The 15,763-nt window shown below is 33.3% G+C and carries 15 protein-coding genes and 1 pseudogene; 6 read left to right on the top strand and 10 right to left on the bottom strand.

All coding sequences use genetic code 11. The annotated features are described in order from the left end of the window. Positions 1-55: 55 nt before the first annotated feature. Both AC0ONG_RS10615 and AC0ONG_RS10610 read right to left on the bottom strand, forming a co-directional pair. The gene (locus AC0ONG_RS10615) at positions 56-1,375 is read right to left on the bottom strand and encodes an exosporium glycoprotein BclB-related protein (protein WP_322471204.1); all 1,320 of its coding nucleotides are present in this window, start codon (positions 1,373-1,375) and stop codon (positions 56-58) included. Between the two features lie 557 nt (positions 1,376-1,932). Then, on the bottom strand, positions 1,933-2,844 hold the full coding sequence (locus tag AC0ONG_RS10610; protein ID WP_474203583.1) for a DUF4183 domain-containing protein: 912 nt from the start codon (positions 2,842-2,844) through the stop codon (positions 1,933-1,935). Between the two features lie 215 nt (positions 2,845-3,059). Here AC0ONG_RS10610 and AC0ONG_RS10605 point away from each other — a divergent pair, with 215 nt between their 5' ends. Continuing rightward, positions 3,060-3,674 (top strand): BclA C-terminal domain-containing protein, encoded by a 615-nt coding sequence (locus tag AC0ONG_RS10605; RefSeq protein WP_431142885.1) that lies wholly within the window; start codon positions 3,060-3,062, stop codon positions 3,672-3,674. A gap of 364 nt (positions 3,675-4,038) precedes the next feature. On the opposite strand, the gene AC0ONG_RS10600 is transcribed toward AC0ONG_RS10605, so the two are convergent. After that, positions 4,039-4,596, bottom strand: coding sequence for a helix-turn-helix domain-containing protein (locus tag AC0ONG_RS10600; protein ID WP_000391292.1), 558 nt, complete (start codon positions 4,594-4,596; stop codon positions 4,039-4,041). A 114-nt stretch (positions 4,597-4,710) separates the two neighbouring features. Between AC0ONG_RS10600 and AC0ONG_RS10595 the strand changes: the two genes are divergently transcribed. The 4 genes from AC0ONG_RS10595 (at position 4,711) to exsF (ending at position 7,297) form a co-directional block, all read left to right on the top strand. After that, positions 4,711-5,295 (top strand): LysE family translocator, encoded by a 585-nt coding sequence (locus AC0ONG_RS10595; RefSeq protein ID WP_001121279.1) that lies wholly within the window; start codon positions 4,711-4,713, stop codon positions 5,293-5,295. A 338-nt stretch (positions 5,296-5,633) separates the two neighbouring features. After that, positions 5,634-5,906 carry a hypothetical protein gene (locus AC0ONG_RS10590; protein WP_000774122.1) on the top strand — a complete coding sequence of 91 codons (273 nt, stop codon included), beginning with the start codon at positions 5,634-5,636 and terminating at the stop codon, positions 5,904-5,906. A gap of 225 nt (positions 5,907-6,131) precedes the next feature. Continuing rightward, positions 6,132-6,416, top strand: a complete 285-nt coding sequence (locus AC0ONG_RS10585; protein WP_001123247.1) for a DUF4183 domain-containing protein — start codon at positions 6,132-6,134, stop codon at positions 6,414-6,416. A 377-nt stretch (positions 6,417-6,793) separates the two neighbouring features. Further along, entirely contained in the window at positions 6,794-7,297 is a 504-nt protein-coding gene (gene exsF, locus AC0ONG_RS10580) for an exosporium protein ExsF (RefSeq protein ID WP_001257874.1), read from the top strand. Between the two features lie 627 nt (positions 7,298-7,924). On the opposite strand, the gene AC0ONG_RS10575 is transcribed toward exsF, so the two are convergent. The 5 genes from AC0ONG_RS10575 to AC0ONG_RS10555 all read right to left on the bottom strand — a co-directional run bounded on the left by AC0ONG_RS10575 (position 7,925) and on the right by AC0ONG_RS10555 (position 14,134). Next, complete coding sequence (locus AC0ONG_RS10575) at positions 7,925-9,721, bottom strand: ABC transporter ATP-binding protein (protein WP_136996470.1); 1,797 nt, start codon at positions 9,719-9,721, stop codon at positions 7,925-7,927. After that, the gene (locus tag AC0ONG_RS10570) at positions 9,714-11,468 is read right to left on the bottom strand and encodes an ABC transporter ATP-binding protein (RefSeq protein ID WP_136996472.1); all 1,755 of its coding nucleotides are present in this window, start codon (positions 11,466-11,468) and stop codon (positions 9,714-9,716) included. The genes AC0ONG_RS10575 and AC0ONG_RS10570 overlap by 8 nt, the downstream gene beginning before the upstream one ends. A gap of 221 nt (positions 11,469-11,689) precedes the next feature. Then, positions 11,690-12,289, bottom strand: a complete 600-nt coding sequence (locus tag AC0ONG_RS10565) for a DUF1349 domain-containing protein (RefSeq protein ID WP_000965798.1) — start codon at positions 12,287-12,289, stop codon at positions 11,690-11,692. 12 nt (positions 12,290-12,301) lie between these two features. After that, complete coding sequence (locus AC0ONG_RS10560; RefSeq protein ID WP_000528682.1) at positions 12,302-13,186, bottom strand: GNAT family N-acetyltransferase; 885 nt, start codon at positions 13,184-13,186, stop codon at positions 12,302-12,304. A gap of 258 nt (positions 13,187-13,444) precedes the next feature. Then, complete coding sequence (locus AC0ONG_RS10555; protein ID WP_001263005.1) at positions 13,445-14,134, bottom strand: MOSC domain-containing protein; 690 nt, start codon at positions 14,132-14,134, stop codon at positions 13,445-13,447. Positions 14,135-14,290: 156 nt separating this feature from the next. On the opposite strand from AC0ONG_RS10555, the gene AC0ONG_RS10550 reads away from it, so the two are divergent. Then, entirely contained in the window at positions 14,291-15,193 is a 903-nt protein-coding gene (locus AC0ONG_RS10550; protein ID WP_000623400.1) for a LysR family transcriptional regulator, read from the top strand. Between the two features lie 95 nt (positions 15,194-15,288). Here the strand turns inward: AC0ONG_RS10550 and AC0ONG_RS10545 are convergent, their stop codons facing one another. Together AC0ONG_RS10545 and AC0ONG_RS10540 are read right to left on the bottom strand one after the other, a co-directional pair. After that, positions 15,289-15,552 carry a hypothetical protein gene (locus tag AC0ONG_RS10545; protein ID WP_474203582.1) on the bottom strand — a complete coding sequence of 88 codons (264 nt, stop codon included), beginning with the start codon at positions 15,550-15,552 and terminating at the stop codon, positions 15,289-15,291. A 51-nt stretch (positions 15,553-15,603) separates the two neighbouring features. Then, positions 15,604-15,724: pseudogene (locus AC0ONG_RS10540) on the bottom strand (C45 family autoproteolytic acyltransferase/hydolase); the annotation flags it as partial. Positions 15,725-15,763: the final 39 nt, after the last annotated feature.

Below are 15,763 nucleotides of genomic sequence, written 5' to 3'. Positions count from 1 at the left end.
TAGGAAGGACTATATACAAACCTCTGTTTAATTTCCTACTAAACGTTGTAACAAATTAAACGATATTAATACCTGCACTTACAAATCCAGCAACTGCAGCTATTGGACTTGCTGCTGTTAATGAAACATATAACAGTATTTTATCCCCAGCCGCTACTGGAATAGCTTCAGCTATGATTCCTGATGCTGTAGAACCAATCGCTATTGCGGCAAATGCTGGTGTTAATAATAGAGGTGCGCCTTGTACTGTAAACGTATTGCTTGCTGCAGGTGCAGTTAATATTTGTATCTGCACTTGAACTGGTGATAGTGGAGCTAATGCAGCTGTTGCACTAAAGAAACCTGCTAATGACGTAATAGTTCCTGCGCGCGGTGCTACAAATGCATAATCACCTACACCTAATGCTAATGTGATACTTGTTCCACCAGTTAAAGCTACACCAGGCTGACTAAATCCAAATCCAAGAAGAGTTCCTGTATTAGCTATTAACGCGTTAACTAACGCAGATGGAGTTGTACCGGAAGCAAACGGAATAATAGCTCCGCCACCTGTTGCTCCTGTTGCTCCTGTTGCTCCTGTTAAACCTGTTGCTCCTGTTAAACCTGTTGCTCCTGTTGGGCCTGTTGCTCCTACTAAACCTGTTGCTCCTGTGTCTCCTGTTGGGCCTGTTACTCCCGTTGCTCCTGTGTCTCCCGTTGGACCTGTTACTCCTGCTCCTGTCGGGCCTGTTGCTCCTGTTGGGCCTGTTGCTCCTGCTAAACCTGTGTCTCCTGTTGGACCTGTTGGACCTGCAAGACCTGTATCCCCTGTTGGGCCTGTTGCTCCTGTTGGACCTGTTGCTCCGCCTCCTGGACCTGTTGGACCTGTTGGACCTGTTGCTCCGCCTCCTGGACCTGTTGGACCGGTTGGGCCTGTTGCTCCGCCTCCTGGAGTAGCACCAATTAATTGAGTTAATAAGTTTAATAAAAGTTGTAAACTTGCAGGGTCAATAATTAAAGAGAAGAAGAATGGTGCAAGAGCACTATAGAATTGTTGTAATAAAGAAAGCAATTGACCTAAATCTGGGTTAGGGGATTGTAGTAAATTAATAATACTTTGAATTAATTGTTTTAAGAAATTCCCTTCTGGAGAAGGTGCTAATTCATTTAGTAAGTTCAATAGTTGAGTAAACAAATTGAGTAAAGCTAATCTGTTAGCATCACTTGGATTTGCAAAAAACGCTGCAATAGCCGCTATTAAAGAATTTAGTAAAGTAATTAATCTACCTAATTGCTCACTAGTAATCGGAACTGTTTGTGGATTGTTACAACAATCTGGAGTGAAAACAATCGGATTATTGCAGTTGTTATGACCAAAACAATTATTGCTTGTCATTTATGTCCTCCTTACTTGTTTTATATTTGAGTTTTTCCTATTATAAGGATCATAAATTTGTAAAAAAATATGTTATATATTGACTTAAAATAGGAAACATGAAATATAATTAAACTTAAAAACGTTATTTAATTATGTTCATGACTCACATATTAATTATATGTTTTTAATAATTGGCTGCTTAGATTAAATACCTAAACTTACGGGTTTATTTTATTTTTCCACGTTTATCTCTTAGGTTCAAATACACATATTAATTTGAATATACTCAACAATTAACGGTGCCATTTTTTACATATAAATTCACATTATTTCTTTACTAAAATTGTGGTCTCTTTTTAAACATGAAGCCGTTTGTATCATAGAGAACTCTCATATAATATATTGAAAAATTCATTCTATATTTTATTCCAATACACAATGAAAAGGATTGAAAGTAAATTTCCTATTATTCAACCATTTATAACATCTAGAAATTGAATGTACCTTCACTTAATTTTAACTATTTAAATATGAAACAAAAAGGACAGATTCCTTTTCATTAAGGATCTGTCCTTTTAATTAATAATGATAAATTGTAATATAATTGAAGATCCTTGCGATGGTGGTTGCGTATCCAATAAAGTTAATTTACCAGTACTCACTTCATATAATGGTTGTGGCTGCAGTATTCCGTTAACAAACAAATTAATATAAGAAACTTCACTAGGAGACAAAATATTTGTTGTACCATATTGAGGTATCCCGTCAGTATCTGTATATATAAGTTTCTCTCCATCTGCAAAAGTGTAATATAACAAATTGGTTGTTGTTATAGGGCCAATACCCCCAGTAGGACCTGTTGCTCCAGTTACTCCGGTTGGTCCTGTTATTCCAGTTGGTCCTGTTATCCCTGTTGTTCCGGTTACTCCGGTTGGTCCTGTTGGTCCTGTTGCTCCGGTCGGTCCCGTTATTCCGATTGGTCCCGTTTCTCCGGTTAGCCCGGTTACTCCGGTCAGTCCCGTTATTCCCGTTGAACCTGTTATTCCGGTCGGTCCCGTTTCTCCGGTCGGACCTGTTATTCCGATCGGTCCCGTTTCTCCGGTTGCTCCCGTTATTCCGATCGGTCCCGTTATTCCGGTCGATCCCGTTATTCCGGTCGGTCCCGTTTTTCCGGTTGAACCTGTTATTCCGGTCGGTCCCGTTTCTCCGGTTGCTCCCGTTATTCCGATCGGTCCCGTTTTTCCGGTTGCTCCCGTTATTCCGATCGGTCCCGTTTTTCCGGTCGATCCCGTTATTCCGGTCGGTCCCGTTTTTCCGGTCGGTCCCGTTATTCCGGTCGGTCCCGTTTCTCCGGTTGCTCCCGTTATTCCGGTCGGACCTGTTTCTCCTGTTGGAATATAAATTGGTGGAAGAATCGGAAATGTAGGTCCAATATTTTCTGGCCCTATCATCCCCTTATTCAATGATAAATTGTCATTGCGTTTCAATTTAATACCTCATTCCACATGTTTTTTAATTCATACACATCATTATGATCCTATTATTCAAGAATGACTTTATAACTATTCTCTTTTTCTTCCCAAAGAATTATTACATATATTAAACATTTTACCGTTGCTATAACCGCTTTAATTAATATAATAAATAAATCATTCTATTTAAAAATTACTAAATCTATAACATTCTTATTTAAAAAGATGAGGTGATTTATATTCAAGATAATAATGAAATTAGAAAAAAAGAAATAATGTCAATGGCCCTTGACATTATTTTCCCTTACAGGCTTACTGGGCCTACCGGGAGTACTGGACCTACCGGAAATACTGGGCCTACCGGAAGTACTGGACCTACCGGAAGTACTGGGCCTACCGGAAGTACTGGGCCTACCGGAAGTACTGGTTTAATCGTTACAACAAACTCTATGTTCGCTAATAATACATTAGGTGGTCCCATCTCTGTGATATTAGGTGGCACTAATATTCCTCTTTCTAATAACCAAAGCCTCGGTAATTTTACAGTTAACGCCTCAAACGATATATTTACAATTCCTGTAACTGGAAGATATCATTTAACCTATCAAGTTAATACGACAACCTCTCTACTTGCTGGAACAAGACTACTATTAAACGCTTCTACGCCAATTCCTGGCTCTATTTTTTCTCCCGCGTTATCAACTTCAAATTATAGTAATAATTTAATTACTAATTTAAATGCTGGTAATACAATTTCACTACAATTATTTGGTATATTATCCGTCGTGAATTTAGTTGGAGGCGGATCAACAGGTGCCTCTCTTACAATTATACGAATTGATTAAAAAATGATTCATTCTTTTTATAATAAAAAATCTAAATACTCACTTAGTAAATGTTACTATAGTGATTAAGTAATAAAAACAAATTATACTATATCCATAGTAGAAAACATCTATACTAAATTTTCCGTATATATATTATCAATTTACACTTCCCCCAAGTCGATGTTACATTAAAGATGAAGATTGTTTCTCCTTTACAGACCATCTCAATATGTATTTGAGAAACATCTCCAATCCTATACGCGAGAGCAATACTATATTGACACTCAATTGAGTGTCTTTTTTTATTCAAAAAAATAAAACCATCTCTTATAGATGGTTTTAACAATACACATTTACTTTTACTCTTTATATTATTGCCAGCTTATAAAGCTGGATAATAAATAGTCATACTTAACCGAGTTAATGTTCTTCCTGAATTAGTATAAGTATGCGGTCTATCCGCCTTAAAGCGAATTGAGTCTCCATTATTTAACGTATATTGACAATCATTTATATCAATTTTCAATTCCCCTTCAAATACCGTTATAAATTCCTCAGTACCCTCTTTATGTGCTTCTGAACTTAAATTCCCTTCTGTTTCAATTTCAACCGTATAGATTTCGAAGTTTCTATCATCTTGGAAAGGAAATGAGGGATACACTTTATATCTCCCATTGTCTTCAGACAATGCTTGAACATCATTTCGTAAAATCACTTTCGTATCAGGCTGTGGATTATTAATTAAAGAGGTAAAGGATACTTTCAAACCATTAGCAATTTTCCATATTGTTGTTAGTGTCGGGCTTGAATCTCCTCTTTCAATTTGTCCAATCATCGTTTTACTTACACCTGTTAATTGAGAGACCTTTTCTAAACTTAATTTTTCTTTTTCACGTATTGATTTTAAATTTTTTGCCAGAATAAGTTGAATTTCTTCCATAAAAAACACTCCTACATTGTATACAATATAACGTCCGTTATGTATAATAAAAAGCACACGTTATATTGTTCTTTTTGATCATTATAACATACAAAATAATTAGGGGGTTTTAAAATGCCAATATTTTCTTTTTTGTTATTTGTTTTTATAAGCAGCTTCACACCTGGCCCTAACAATTTCTTAGCTATGACATACGCAAATCAACACGGATTAAAGAGAAGTATAAACTTTTGCTTTGGAGTAGCATTCGGTTTTTTCATCCTCACTTCTTTATGTAGTTTCTTTAATATTGTATTAATTAATATTGTACCTATAATTGAATTGCCTTTAAAGATTTTAGGTGTCGCGTATATGCTATATTTAGCCTTTAAAATAATCACTAGTAAAGGCAGTGCAGAACCCGATGAAAAAAATAATAAAAACTTATTTACAGTGGGTATTTTTCTTCAATTTGTTAATCCAAAAGGAATATTATTTGGACTCACCGTAGTCTCTACTTTTATACTCCCTTACTACAACTCATATTCAATTTTTCTACTTTTCTCATTATTCCTAGGTATAGTTGGTTTACTGAGTACATTTAGTTGGAGCCTTTTTGGTTCCATGTTCCAAAAAATTTTATTAAAACATAATCAATTATTTAACATCATTATGGCTGTTTTATTGATTTTCAGTGCTATTTCAATTGTTATTCACTAGCTATTAACTCATTCTGGATGCTTTTTATCCTCTTTTCTGTATACATCACATCAATATTATAATAATCTTAAAATGTTTTTATTAATAATCTATTTCGTAGTTTCACAATTTATGGATTGGGACTACGAAGTAAACTAGAATGTTTCTCACTAGATAATATTAATTTTGTTGTGTGCCGCTAGCTTAATAAAGTTCTTCAACATTATTCGCTTTAGTATTATACGATTGTAGGCAAAATGAAAACAATAAGTCTACAACATAGGTATTTTAAAATCTTTTTATAATTATAGAGAAAAAATACCGTATAATATAAATTACTGCTCTTTAGGAGGATCACAATGGCTGATAAGTATAAATTTTTAATTCTCATTGTTACCGCATTTTTTTCATTCTTTTCTTTAATAAAAGATTTCCGCAACACTTCAAAAAGTTTCTTTTGGGGTAGTTTTTTAATTCTTACAAGCTTCATGATACTATTAATACATGCTCTAGATTTAACTCAAATACTTATTTATCCAAAGCAAATTGCGCTTGAATTTATTACAATACCACGTAAATTATTTTTGCCATCTGTCACTGAGGCCGCCAGTTTCCCTACAACACTAAGATAATAATTTGATTAAGAGCTCTTTTTTAACCTAAACATACCATATACAAAATCCAACCTTAATCACTTAATTACTGATAAGAACCTAACTTATAAAACGCATAATAATTATACTCATTTACTAGTATACAAGCCGTATCTCTTAGTAGAAGCACAGCATAGAATACGATACAGGACAAAACCTTCAAAAAACTTGTCTGAGTTAATTCTCAAAAAGGGGTGAATATAAATGCCTATCGTTAAACCTTTTATAGCTGGAAGACGATTTGTAAGTACAGCAGCAACAGGAACTGCTGCTGGAGCAGATTTAACTTTTGCTAACACAGACTTCACTGATGACACTGGCGCTGTAACAACATTCCCTGCTTCTTATGCCTTTTTAACACTTTATATTAATGGTGTTATTCAAACAGGTGATACTATTACTGGTGTGACTACTACAGCTGCTACTATTGTAGGAGGAGCAGTCCTAGATGGAGGCACTCCTATTGCAATTGAATTTACTATAACGTAACTTGATTTATCTTTTTAGAGGTTTCATTAAAAGAAACCTCTAATTTTAAAAATTCACATCAATTTTAGTAGCAACTACATATAGTACAGTGCATATACTAGATAGAATGATAGGAACTTATACTCACTCACAAAAAGAGCACTTATCTATAGTGACCTTTTATATGGCACAATAATTCTTCTCCTATTTGCTCTTAGAGAACCTACTAAGCAGTTAGCTAATTTAGCTAACTGCTTTTTCCATATATTATTTATAGCTTTATCCGTAATAGTAACGCTTGTGCACTATCTACTATAAATTTTCATATATTGTATTATGATTGTCCAAAACGTGAAGTTAATACTCACGCAATCTAAATACAAGAAAGGAGTGAAAATATGCGCTCATCAATTCGTAAATTCGCTAATTTTAATTGTGAAGCACAAGCACCTAGTACACTACCTGCCCTAGGTTTTGCCTTCAATGCTACTTCACCTCAATTTGCAACATTATTTACACCACTACTATTACCTAGTACAGGCCCAAATCCTAACATTACTGTCCCTGTAATCAATGATACAATTAGTACTGGAACTGGTATTAAAATTCAGATAGCTGGTATTTATCAAATTAGCTATACATTAACAATTAGCCTTGATAACGTTCCGGTAGCCCCGGAAGCAGCGCGCTTTTTCTTGACATTAAATTCATCGACTAATGTTATTGCAGGATCCGGAACCGCAGTCCGTTCTAATATTATCGGAACTGGTGAAGTCGATGTATCAAGTGGTGTCATTCTAATTAACTTAAACCCTGGTGATGTAATTCAAATTGTCCCCGTTGAAGTAATAGGTACAGTAGATATTCGTTCTGCAGCGTTAACAGTTGCGCAAATTCGTTAATAAAGTGAAACTTTAATCAGCCCTCACCTAACTTCTTTGCTTCCACTGAATTTTGAGGTGGGGGCCTTACTGCCCGGCAAATAGCGGGATAAAAACAAAAGACTTGGCTAACTAACATTTAATGTTCCTTATACACACTAAAATATATTTTTATAGATTTGACACACATTTATATTAAACAAGCATATTTTATTGTATGTTGACTATATAGTCATACAAATCTAAAGCGTTCATAAAAGCACACTTATATGTGTGCTTTATTTTTAATTAAAACCTACAACATTCTCAAACAATATCCATATATTATCTTGATTTCTCTCTAAATATATAGTTTGTCTCAGAGCGCTATACTGCGCTCTTTTTATTTAAATCCCAATTTTTAAAGTTCGATTTTATGATTTACGTTATACACATGCTCCGCTACTTTTGAAACAAGGTATACATCTAGAACACTTCAGTCATAAAGATATGTTCATAACATTAAATCGCTATTCACATGTTTTGCCTGGAATGCAGGAGGATGCTGTTAAAATATGTAGTGAAAGACCATTAGAATAATAATATTTTCAAATATAAAAAAATGCGGTTTCTCCTCTCAAGAGAAACCGCAACATATCAATGCTTTTACTATATTTTAAACTGACTCGTATACAAATCAAAATAGAATCCTTTATCTTCCATGAGAGATTCATGATTCCCTCTTTCTAAAATATTTCCATCTTTTATAACAAGGATTTGATCTGCCTTTTCAATTGTTTTAAGTCGATGAGCGATCACAAAACTTGTGCGACCTCTCATTAAATTATTTAGTCCTGCTTGTATTTGTAATTCTGTTCTTGTGTCAATATTAGATGTCGCTTCGTCGAGAATTAATATATCTGCATCTGCTAAAATTGCTCGTGCAATCGCAAGAAGTTGTTTTTGTCCTTGACTTAAATTCGATCCTTCTGAAGCAATTTCTGTTTCATATTGATTTGGCAAATGCTTAATAAAAGAATGTGCAGATGCTGCCTTAGCTGCAGTGATGACTTCTTCATCACTAGCATCTAAGCGTCCATAACGGATATTATCCATAATCGAGCCTGCAAATAAATACGTATCCTGTAAAACTACTCCTATTTTACTTCGTAAAGAATTAATATCATAATCTTTTATATCTTTTCCATCAATATGAATTTGTCCTTGCTGTATATCGTAAAAACGAGTTAACAAATTAATGATTGTTGTTTTCCCTGATCCAGTCGGACCAACTAAAGCAATTGTCTCTCCTGGCTGCGCTTTAAGACTTACTTCTTTTAAAATCGTTTTATTTTCTGCGTAGCCAAATGAAACATTCTCAAGTACAACATGCCCTTGTAAATTTTGTACAACAAATGCGTCTTTTTTATTTTGAATTTCTGGTACCTCATCCATAATCTCAAAAACACGTTCTCCACCAGCAACTGCTGCTTGAATTGTATTCATTAAAGTCGCAAATTGACTTAACGGTCTTGAGAATTGACGAGAATAATTAATAAAAGCCGCAATAACACCTACTGTTGTCATTCCGTTTAAGACCATAACTGATCCAGTCCCAATGACAAGCCCCATACCTAAGTTATTAATAAAGTTCATACTTGGAAAAATAAAAGCTGAAAATGTATCAGCCTTCGTAGCTGAAACTCTTAGCTGTTCATTAATTTTATTGAAATTTTGTACAGTTTCTTTTTCTTTTCCGTACAACGTTGTAACATCCGCACCTGTAATTGCTTCCTCAATAAATCCATTTAATTCACCTAAATCTTTTTGACGCTTCGCAAAGTTTTTACCACTATATGCAACTAGTTTTTTTGTAACGTAAAACATAATAGGTACTGTAATTAAAGTTACAATTGCTAAAATCCAATTTAAGGCGAACATCGCAATCGTTACACCTATAAAAGTTAACGCTGATGAAATAATTTGTACAACACTTTGTGTCAAAGCTTGGTTCAAATTATCTATATCATTTGTCACACGGCTCATTAAATCACCTTGAGAACGTACATCAAAGAACCGTAAAGAAAGCGTTTGGATTTTCTCAAAAATATCTTGTCGTATTTTTTGAATTGTTTTTAATGCAACGTTAATCATGACAAACGTTTGTAACCATGTTAAAAGTACCGTTACACCATAAATCGCGATAAGTAACATACACATTCTTGCTGTACCACTTAAATCTTTCGGTACAATATATTGATCTATAATGACTCCTATAAAATATGGACCTAATAATCCAAGTAATGTAGTAACAACTACTAGAAATATAACAAACATAAGAGCAGCTTTTTGATAGCCCATATAATTCCATATCCGCATTACAGTTCCTTGAGCATTTTTAGCTTTTCCCATCTTTGGCGTGTTTCTTCTACCTTTATTAGCAAATTGTCCTTGAAAATTACGCATGTTCTTCCCCACCTTCTTTATACAAATTACCACCTTGGGAAAGATAAATTTCCTGATAAACCTCACTTTGTTCTAACAATTGTTCATGTGTACCATTACCAACTAATTCACCATTATCTAATACAAGTATTTTATCCGCATCCATTATGGAAGAAATTTTGGACGCAATTAATAAAGTCGTTGTGCCTTTATATTTTGTTTTTAAAGCTGTTTGAATAGTAGCCTCTGATTTCGCATCAACTGCTGATGTAGAATCATCTAATATTAGAATCGGTGGTTTTCTCACAAGTGCTCTTGCAATTGATACACGTTGTTTTTGTCCACCTGATAGATTTGTTGCACCTTGTGTTAAATTATATTGATAAGATTCTTCCAGCTTATTGATAAACTCATTCGCACAAGCTGATGCAGTTGCTACTTCCAGCTCATCGTGTGTTGCATCTTCTTTACCATAACGTAAATTCTCTTCTATACTACCTGAGAACAATAACGCCTTCTGAGGTACAAAGCCTATTGAAGCACGGAGTTTTTGCAAATCATATGTTTTAACATCTATTCCATCTATACATATTTCACCTTGATCCACATCATATAGACGTGGTAACAGTTTCGCTAAGGTTGATTTACCACTTCCAGTCGATCCAATAATCCCTACTTTTTCACCTTTTTGTATGCTAAACGAAATATCTTTTAAAACATATTCATTATTTTTCGTATAGCTATAACTAACATTTTTAAATTCTATATTCCCCTCGATTTTCTCAGGTTCAATCGCATTCGCTTCGCTTATAATATCAACTTCAGTATTTAACACTTGCTTTACACGATCCGCAGATGGAAAAGCTCGCGCAATTTGAATAAATACCATGCTAATCGACATAAGTGACATTAAAATGATATTCAAGTAATTAATAAATGCCAAAATCGCTCCTACTTGAAGTGTTCCACTGAATACTTTTTCTCCACCAATCCATAATGTTGCAACAATCCCGCCACTTACAACTAGCATAATGATTGGCATCATTAAAGAAATAAGTTGCACAGCTCGAATATTTATCTTCGTTAAATTTGTATTTACATTTCCAAATTGAGCGATTTCATATTTTTGTCTTACATACGCTTTTATAACACGCACACCAGATAAATTTTCTTGTAACTTTGTATTCACTTTATCTAATGCCTCTTGCACCTTTTTAAATGTACCACTTGCTTTACTTGCAATTAAAATAATTGCAAGTAATAAAATTGGAACAACTACAAGTAATATTGGAAATAACTCTCGCGCTGTTACAAAAACAATAATTATACTTCCGATAAATAACAGTGGGCCACGAACGAGAACACGTAATGTCATCGTCATTGCCGATTGAATAGAAGTGATATCATTCGTCACAATCGTTAATAATTTACCTGTTCCAAATGAATCACGATTATTACTAGAAAATGTTTCTATTTTCGCAAACACATCTTTTCTTATGTCTGTAGCGAAATTAACAGCTGCTTTTGTAGAATACATCATACACCCAAGCCCTCCAACTAAACCGAGTGCTGCTGCCCCTATCATAAGAAGCCCCATTTTTATTACATAATTTAAATCCCGATTTGCAATCCCAACATCAATGATATGTTGCATAATAGTCGGTTGAATTAAGTCCATCGCAACCTCAAGTACCATAAATAGCGGTCCAATAATAGCGAAGAACATGTATGGTTTTAAATACTGTAATAACTTACGAAATGATTTCATACATAATCTCCTTTTCCCATGAAATTACCACTGAATAATTCATATCCCTCCTTATTTAAGCGATATATTTTGTAATTTCTTCATTACTTCTATTATATTATGTAAATTAATATTTAACATTATTAAATGATAAGCATTAATGACTTTCTGGTCAATAAATGTGCTTTATATTATGTAAATACAAAAACCGCATTCTTACTGAAAAGAATACGGTTTTTCATCTATATTTCTTCAATTGTAAAATTTAAAAACTCAGTCTCAAATCCCTTATTTTTAGAAGGACTACACGTGTAAAAACCTATTTTAATAGGCTCATTCCCTATATCCTCCATTAAATGAGTGATTCTTATTTGTTCCCATTGATGGCTCTTTTTCACATATATTGTATAATCACCACGTTTTCGAATAATTCGAAAACGAATTTGTTGCTTAGCTTCTTCAGTTGGATAATCTTGCGTTGACCAGTCAGAATATCCATTATTCGTTACGACAGCACCTAAGTGAGATGGCCCTTCAGGGATATATTCTAAAGATGTTTTTAGCCAACAGTTCTCCGAAATCATAACAAAAAGACCTGCTTGATCGAATTTTGAATTTGGATTCATACGTAACTGAACTTCAGCTTGAAAGTCTGTCATCATCTCATTATAAAATACATGACCATTCATTACTTCAAAACCATAATGTGTTTTAAGCCAAAAATCAGTTTCTGCTTTCGAACGGACAATAAACGCATGATTGTCATTAATCTTATAGTATTCAGGTACATTCATTATAGTGAGTTGCTCAATACGTTCTGGTATATACGATATATAAAGCATTTATATAGACATTTAAAACTCCGCTAATACTGGGAATTTATAACCTTTAAAATCTAACTCTTTATCACTTCGAACCATTAAATACTTACTAGACTGTAATTCTGTAAACTGTACATCCTCAATCCCTAATTGATCTGGAGAAAAATAAAATTCGATTTCCGTAAACCTTTCATTGATTTCTCCACATATTTCATCTAAAACCGGAAGTACTGGCGCAAATACTCCAAATAATTTCAACTTTTCATTGTCTACTTCATAAACGATTAAAGCATCTAGTTTCTCTGAATAATACAATTTCTCATTCCATTCCGAGTCATACATATTCAAATAAAATGAAGGACGGAAATTTAAAGTTGAAAAATTATTTGAAAGTCTTTGGCCACTATCAATAGTTTCATGTATTAACTGTCTATTCTCTACATTATAGTAATCTAATTTTTTAAGTAGTGAATCGTTATTATTGTTTTTATCGTATGGTATAGTCATCAAATATTCCTGCACAACTTTAAATCCAAACGCTGTATATAGTTCAGGTTTTTCCGTAAACAATAATGTACATTCACATTTCTTATCGATTTCTTCTATCATTTTACCCATTAATTGTTTCATTAGCCCTTGTCTACGGAAATTAGGATGTGTCATTACTGATTGAATACCCGCCGCATTTATTTTTTCTCCATTAATTAATAATGGGAGTGAAAATGCCGCAACATTTGCAATCACTTTATCTTCTTGTAAAAATGATAAAGCTTTATATGTATCATCCCAATACCCTTTATCCGAAAAATCATTCAATGTTTGAGTTGTAATTTCAAACACTTCTTCAAATAAAGGAAATAACTGCTCTCTTTTCGGTTCTTCTATTAGAAGACTTGCCATTTTTTCAACATTCCCCATGTTGTACCTCCAAATGTTAAATTCCATTAAATTAGATATACTTATATGACCTACTCTTAAAAATAGAGGTCTTACCAATCAATATACTATCATAAAACATAAAAAAAAAGTCTAATTAATTTTATGTTTTGACTATTTGAAAATAAGTCGAATAAAACAATATTAAGATTTTTGGATATTAATTAGTTTATTATATAAAAATAGCGCTTTCTAATTAGCTTTTACTAATAGAAATACACTATTTATAATAAAATATTTTTAGTCTTTTATCCCTTCAAGTCTTTCCTTCGTATTAATTTCTTCTCCACTTATACGCTTTTCAAAAGACTTTCTCCAACTACTTGAAAGTGCATTTACTTCTAATATCCTTTTTATCCCTTCAATATTTTGTTTTTCCTTGTGCATGATACGGTTAGCAAACGCTACTGAAACACCTTTTGGATCAGACTGTAGTCTTTTTAATGTATCGACTGATGATACCCATCCTTCTTTTAATACGCGAAAATAGAATCCTGTATATCCTGTTTCTTGAAAATATAGTGGTAACTTTGGAATATTATATTTTTTTGCTAATTTAAAACAAGGTTGCCTTGGTTGTGTTACCTGTACGATTGCCTGTCCTAGCTCAAACGTATCACCAATACAAACATCCTCTTCGCGCATACCACTAACTGTTATATTTTCTCCAAAAGCCCCATATACAAGATCTTGATTCAATTCTTGTTCCCAGTATGGATAGTGATCACCAGTATAAACACAAACTGCTTTATCTACTCCTCCATGATGAACTAAGTCCGCCTGTCCATCTCCATTAAACTTTACAAAGGATAAATATACCGGTTCCTTTACTTGTTTCTTATTTATGCCTGTATGAATTACTTTTCCGCCGTATGTAACCTCTTTTGGTAATCCTATATTTAAAGATAATAATCGATATTCATTAGCCATTCTATTTCCTCCTTTAAAGGTGTTACATGTATTTTCTCTCGATTAATTTTTACAACCCTCTCTGCTATATAAAGATGATTATAAAACCTCTAAAATCATTGTTCAATTCAATTATTTATATAATAATGATAGGTATAACCTATTATTATACTTGAGGTGATTTCAATCGAATTACGACAACTTGAATACTTTTTAGCTGTTTCAAAAGAATTACATTTCACAAAAGCAGCTGAGAAATTAAATATTTCACAGCCTTCACTAAGTCAACAAATACGTGCATTAGAGCATGAAGTAGGAATGCCACTTTTCGATCGAATTGGTAAAAAAATATCTTTAACTGAAGCAGGGAAGATTTTATTATCACATTGTAAAACCATTTTTCATGAAGTCGAACAAGCTCGTTCAGCCCTTCAAGACCTAAACGGATTACAGCAAGGTTCCTTAACAATAGGGGCTTTGTTAACCGTCGTAAATTATTTACTACCACCAGCTATTTTAAATTTCAATAATTTATATCCCAATATAGAGCTTTCTGTATTAGGGCTTCGTACAGGAGATATTCGTGAAAAATTATTACAAAACGAACTAGATATCGGCATTACATTTCTCCCGGTGCAAGATAAAGAAATTATCTCCATCCCTCTATACAAAAGCGACCTTACATTGGTCGTGCCAACTGGTCATCGATTAGCTAAACGTAATCATGTATCTATTACTGAACTACAGAACTACCCTTTAATTCTTTTACCTAAAAATTTCTTTTTAACCGAACTAATTACATCTCATTGTCAAAAATTCAACTTTAGACCAAGACCAATTTTAGAAATTAGTACGATGGAATCTTTAATCCAAATGGTTTCTAAAGGAATGGGAATTACAGTGTTACCACAACCATATATAGACTTTTTACAAAATAAAAACATTCAAGCTATTAAAATAGAAAACCCTACTCCAATAATTGAAATAGGGCTTATTTATAGAAAAGATAAATATATGTGTGCTGCCACTCGAGAATTTATTGAGCAACTACAAATCACAGTACGTTCTTTCCAAAACTAAACAAAAGAGATTGTCCTATGAAATCGTTTCACAACGATCTAGTAGAATAATCTCTTTTCAAAAAAGTAAACATTGCATGTAAACTCTTATAAATTTTAATGTACCTTTTTAGATATTGGAATATATTTTGTAAAATATGCACCAACTAGCAATAATACAATTGAAAATAACCAAGTAAAAAAACCGCCAAAATGAAACCAATATGCAAACATATTTAATATTGCGAGTGAAAAGAAACAAATAGAAGTTAGCGCACTTTTCAATCCTTTTATCTCGGATTTTTTTCTCTTTTGATAAGCAATATACATCGCAATAACAAGAAAAAAGATAAGAACAAATGGTAACATAACTTTTAGCATTGGTAATCCCTCCAGTGTATATGCACTCTTTATATTACCATCTTATCCCATTTATCTTTTAGGCATCAATTTATTCTTATCTTCCCTCCAAAAGTCAGTATAAGTTTTTATTTTTAAAGTTCACATTCACCTCAGAAAACGGCATACTTCCTCCAACTTTCAATGAGTAAAAACCGGGAAATCATTAACGATTCCCCAATTTTTCAAACTA

This window comes from Bacillus sp. TCT6, from assembly GCF_056033845.1.
This window is presented reverse-complemented; position numbering and strand designations above follow the sequence as displayed.

Bases quoted from the DNA above. Each gene is read 5' to 3' on its own strand.
- AC0ONG_RS10615 (WP_322471204.1), bottom strand. From the start codon at position 1,375: ATGACAAGCAATAATTGTTTTGGTCATAACAACTGCAATAATCCGATT.
- AC0ONG_RS10585 (WP_001123247.1), top strand. From the start codon at position 6,132: ATGCCTATCGTTAAACCTTTTATAGCTGGAAGACGATTTGTAAGTACA.
- AC0ONG_RS10555 (WP_001263005.1), bottom strand. From the start codon at position 14,134: ATGGCTAATGAATATCGATTATTATCTTTAAATATAGGATTACCAAAA.
- AC0ONG_RS10600 (WP_000391292.1), bottom strand. From the start codon at position 4,596: ATGGAAGAAATTCAACTTATTCTGGCAAAAAATTTAAAATCAATACGT.
- AC0ONG_RS10560 (WP_000528682.1), bottom strand. From the start codon at position 13,186: ATGGGGAATGTTGAAAAAATGGCAAGTCTTCTAATAGAAGAACCGAAA.
- AC0ONG_RS10590 (WP_000774122.1), top strand. From the start codon at position 5,634: ATGGCTGATAAGTATAAATTTTTAATTCTCATTGTTACCGCATTTTTT.
- AC0ONG_RS10545 (WP_474203582.1), bottom strand. From the start codon at position 15,552: ATGCTAAAAGTTATGTTACCATTTGTTCTTATCTTTTTTCTTGTTATT.
- AC0ONG_RS10595 (WP_001121279.1), top strand. From the start codon at position 4,711: ATGCCAATATTTTCTTTTTTGTTATTTGTTTTTATAAGCAGCTTCACA.
- exsF (WP_001257874.1), top strand. From the start codon at position 6,794: ATGCGCTCATCAATTCGTAAATTCGCTAATTTTAATTGTGAAGCACAA.
- AC0ONG_RS10575 (WP_136996470.1), bottom strand. From the start codon at position 9,721: ATGCGTAATTTTCAAGGACAATTTGCTAATAAAGGTAGAAGAAACACG.
- AC0ONG_RS10570 (WP_136996472.1), bottom strand. From the start codon at position 11,468: ATGAAATCATTTCGTAAGTTATTACAGTATTTAAAACCATACATGTTC.
- AC0ONG_RS10565 (WP_000965798.1), bottom strand. From the start codon at position 12,289: ATGCTTTATATATCGTATATACCAGAACGTATTGAGCAACTCACTATA.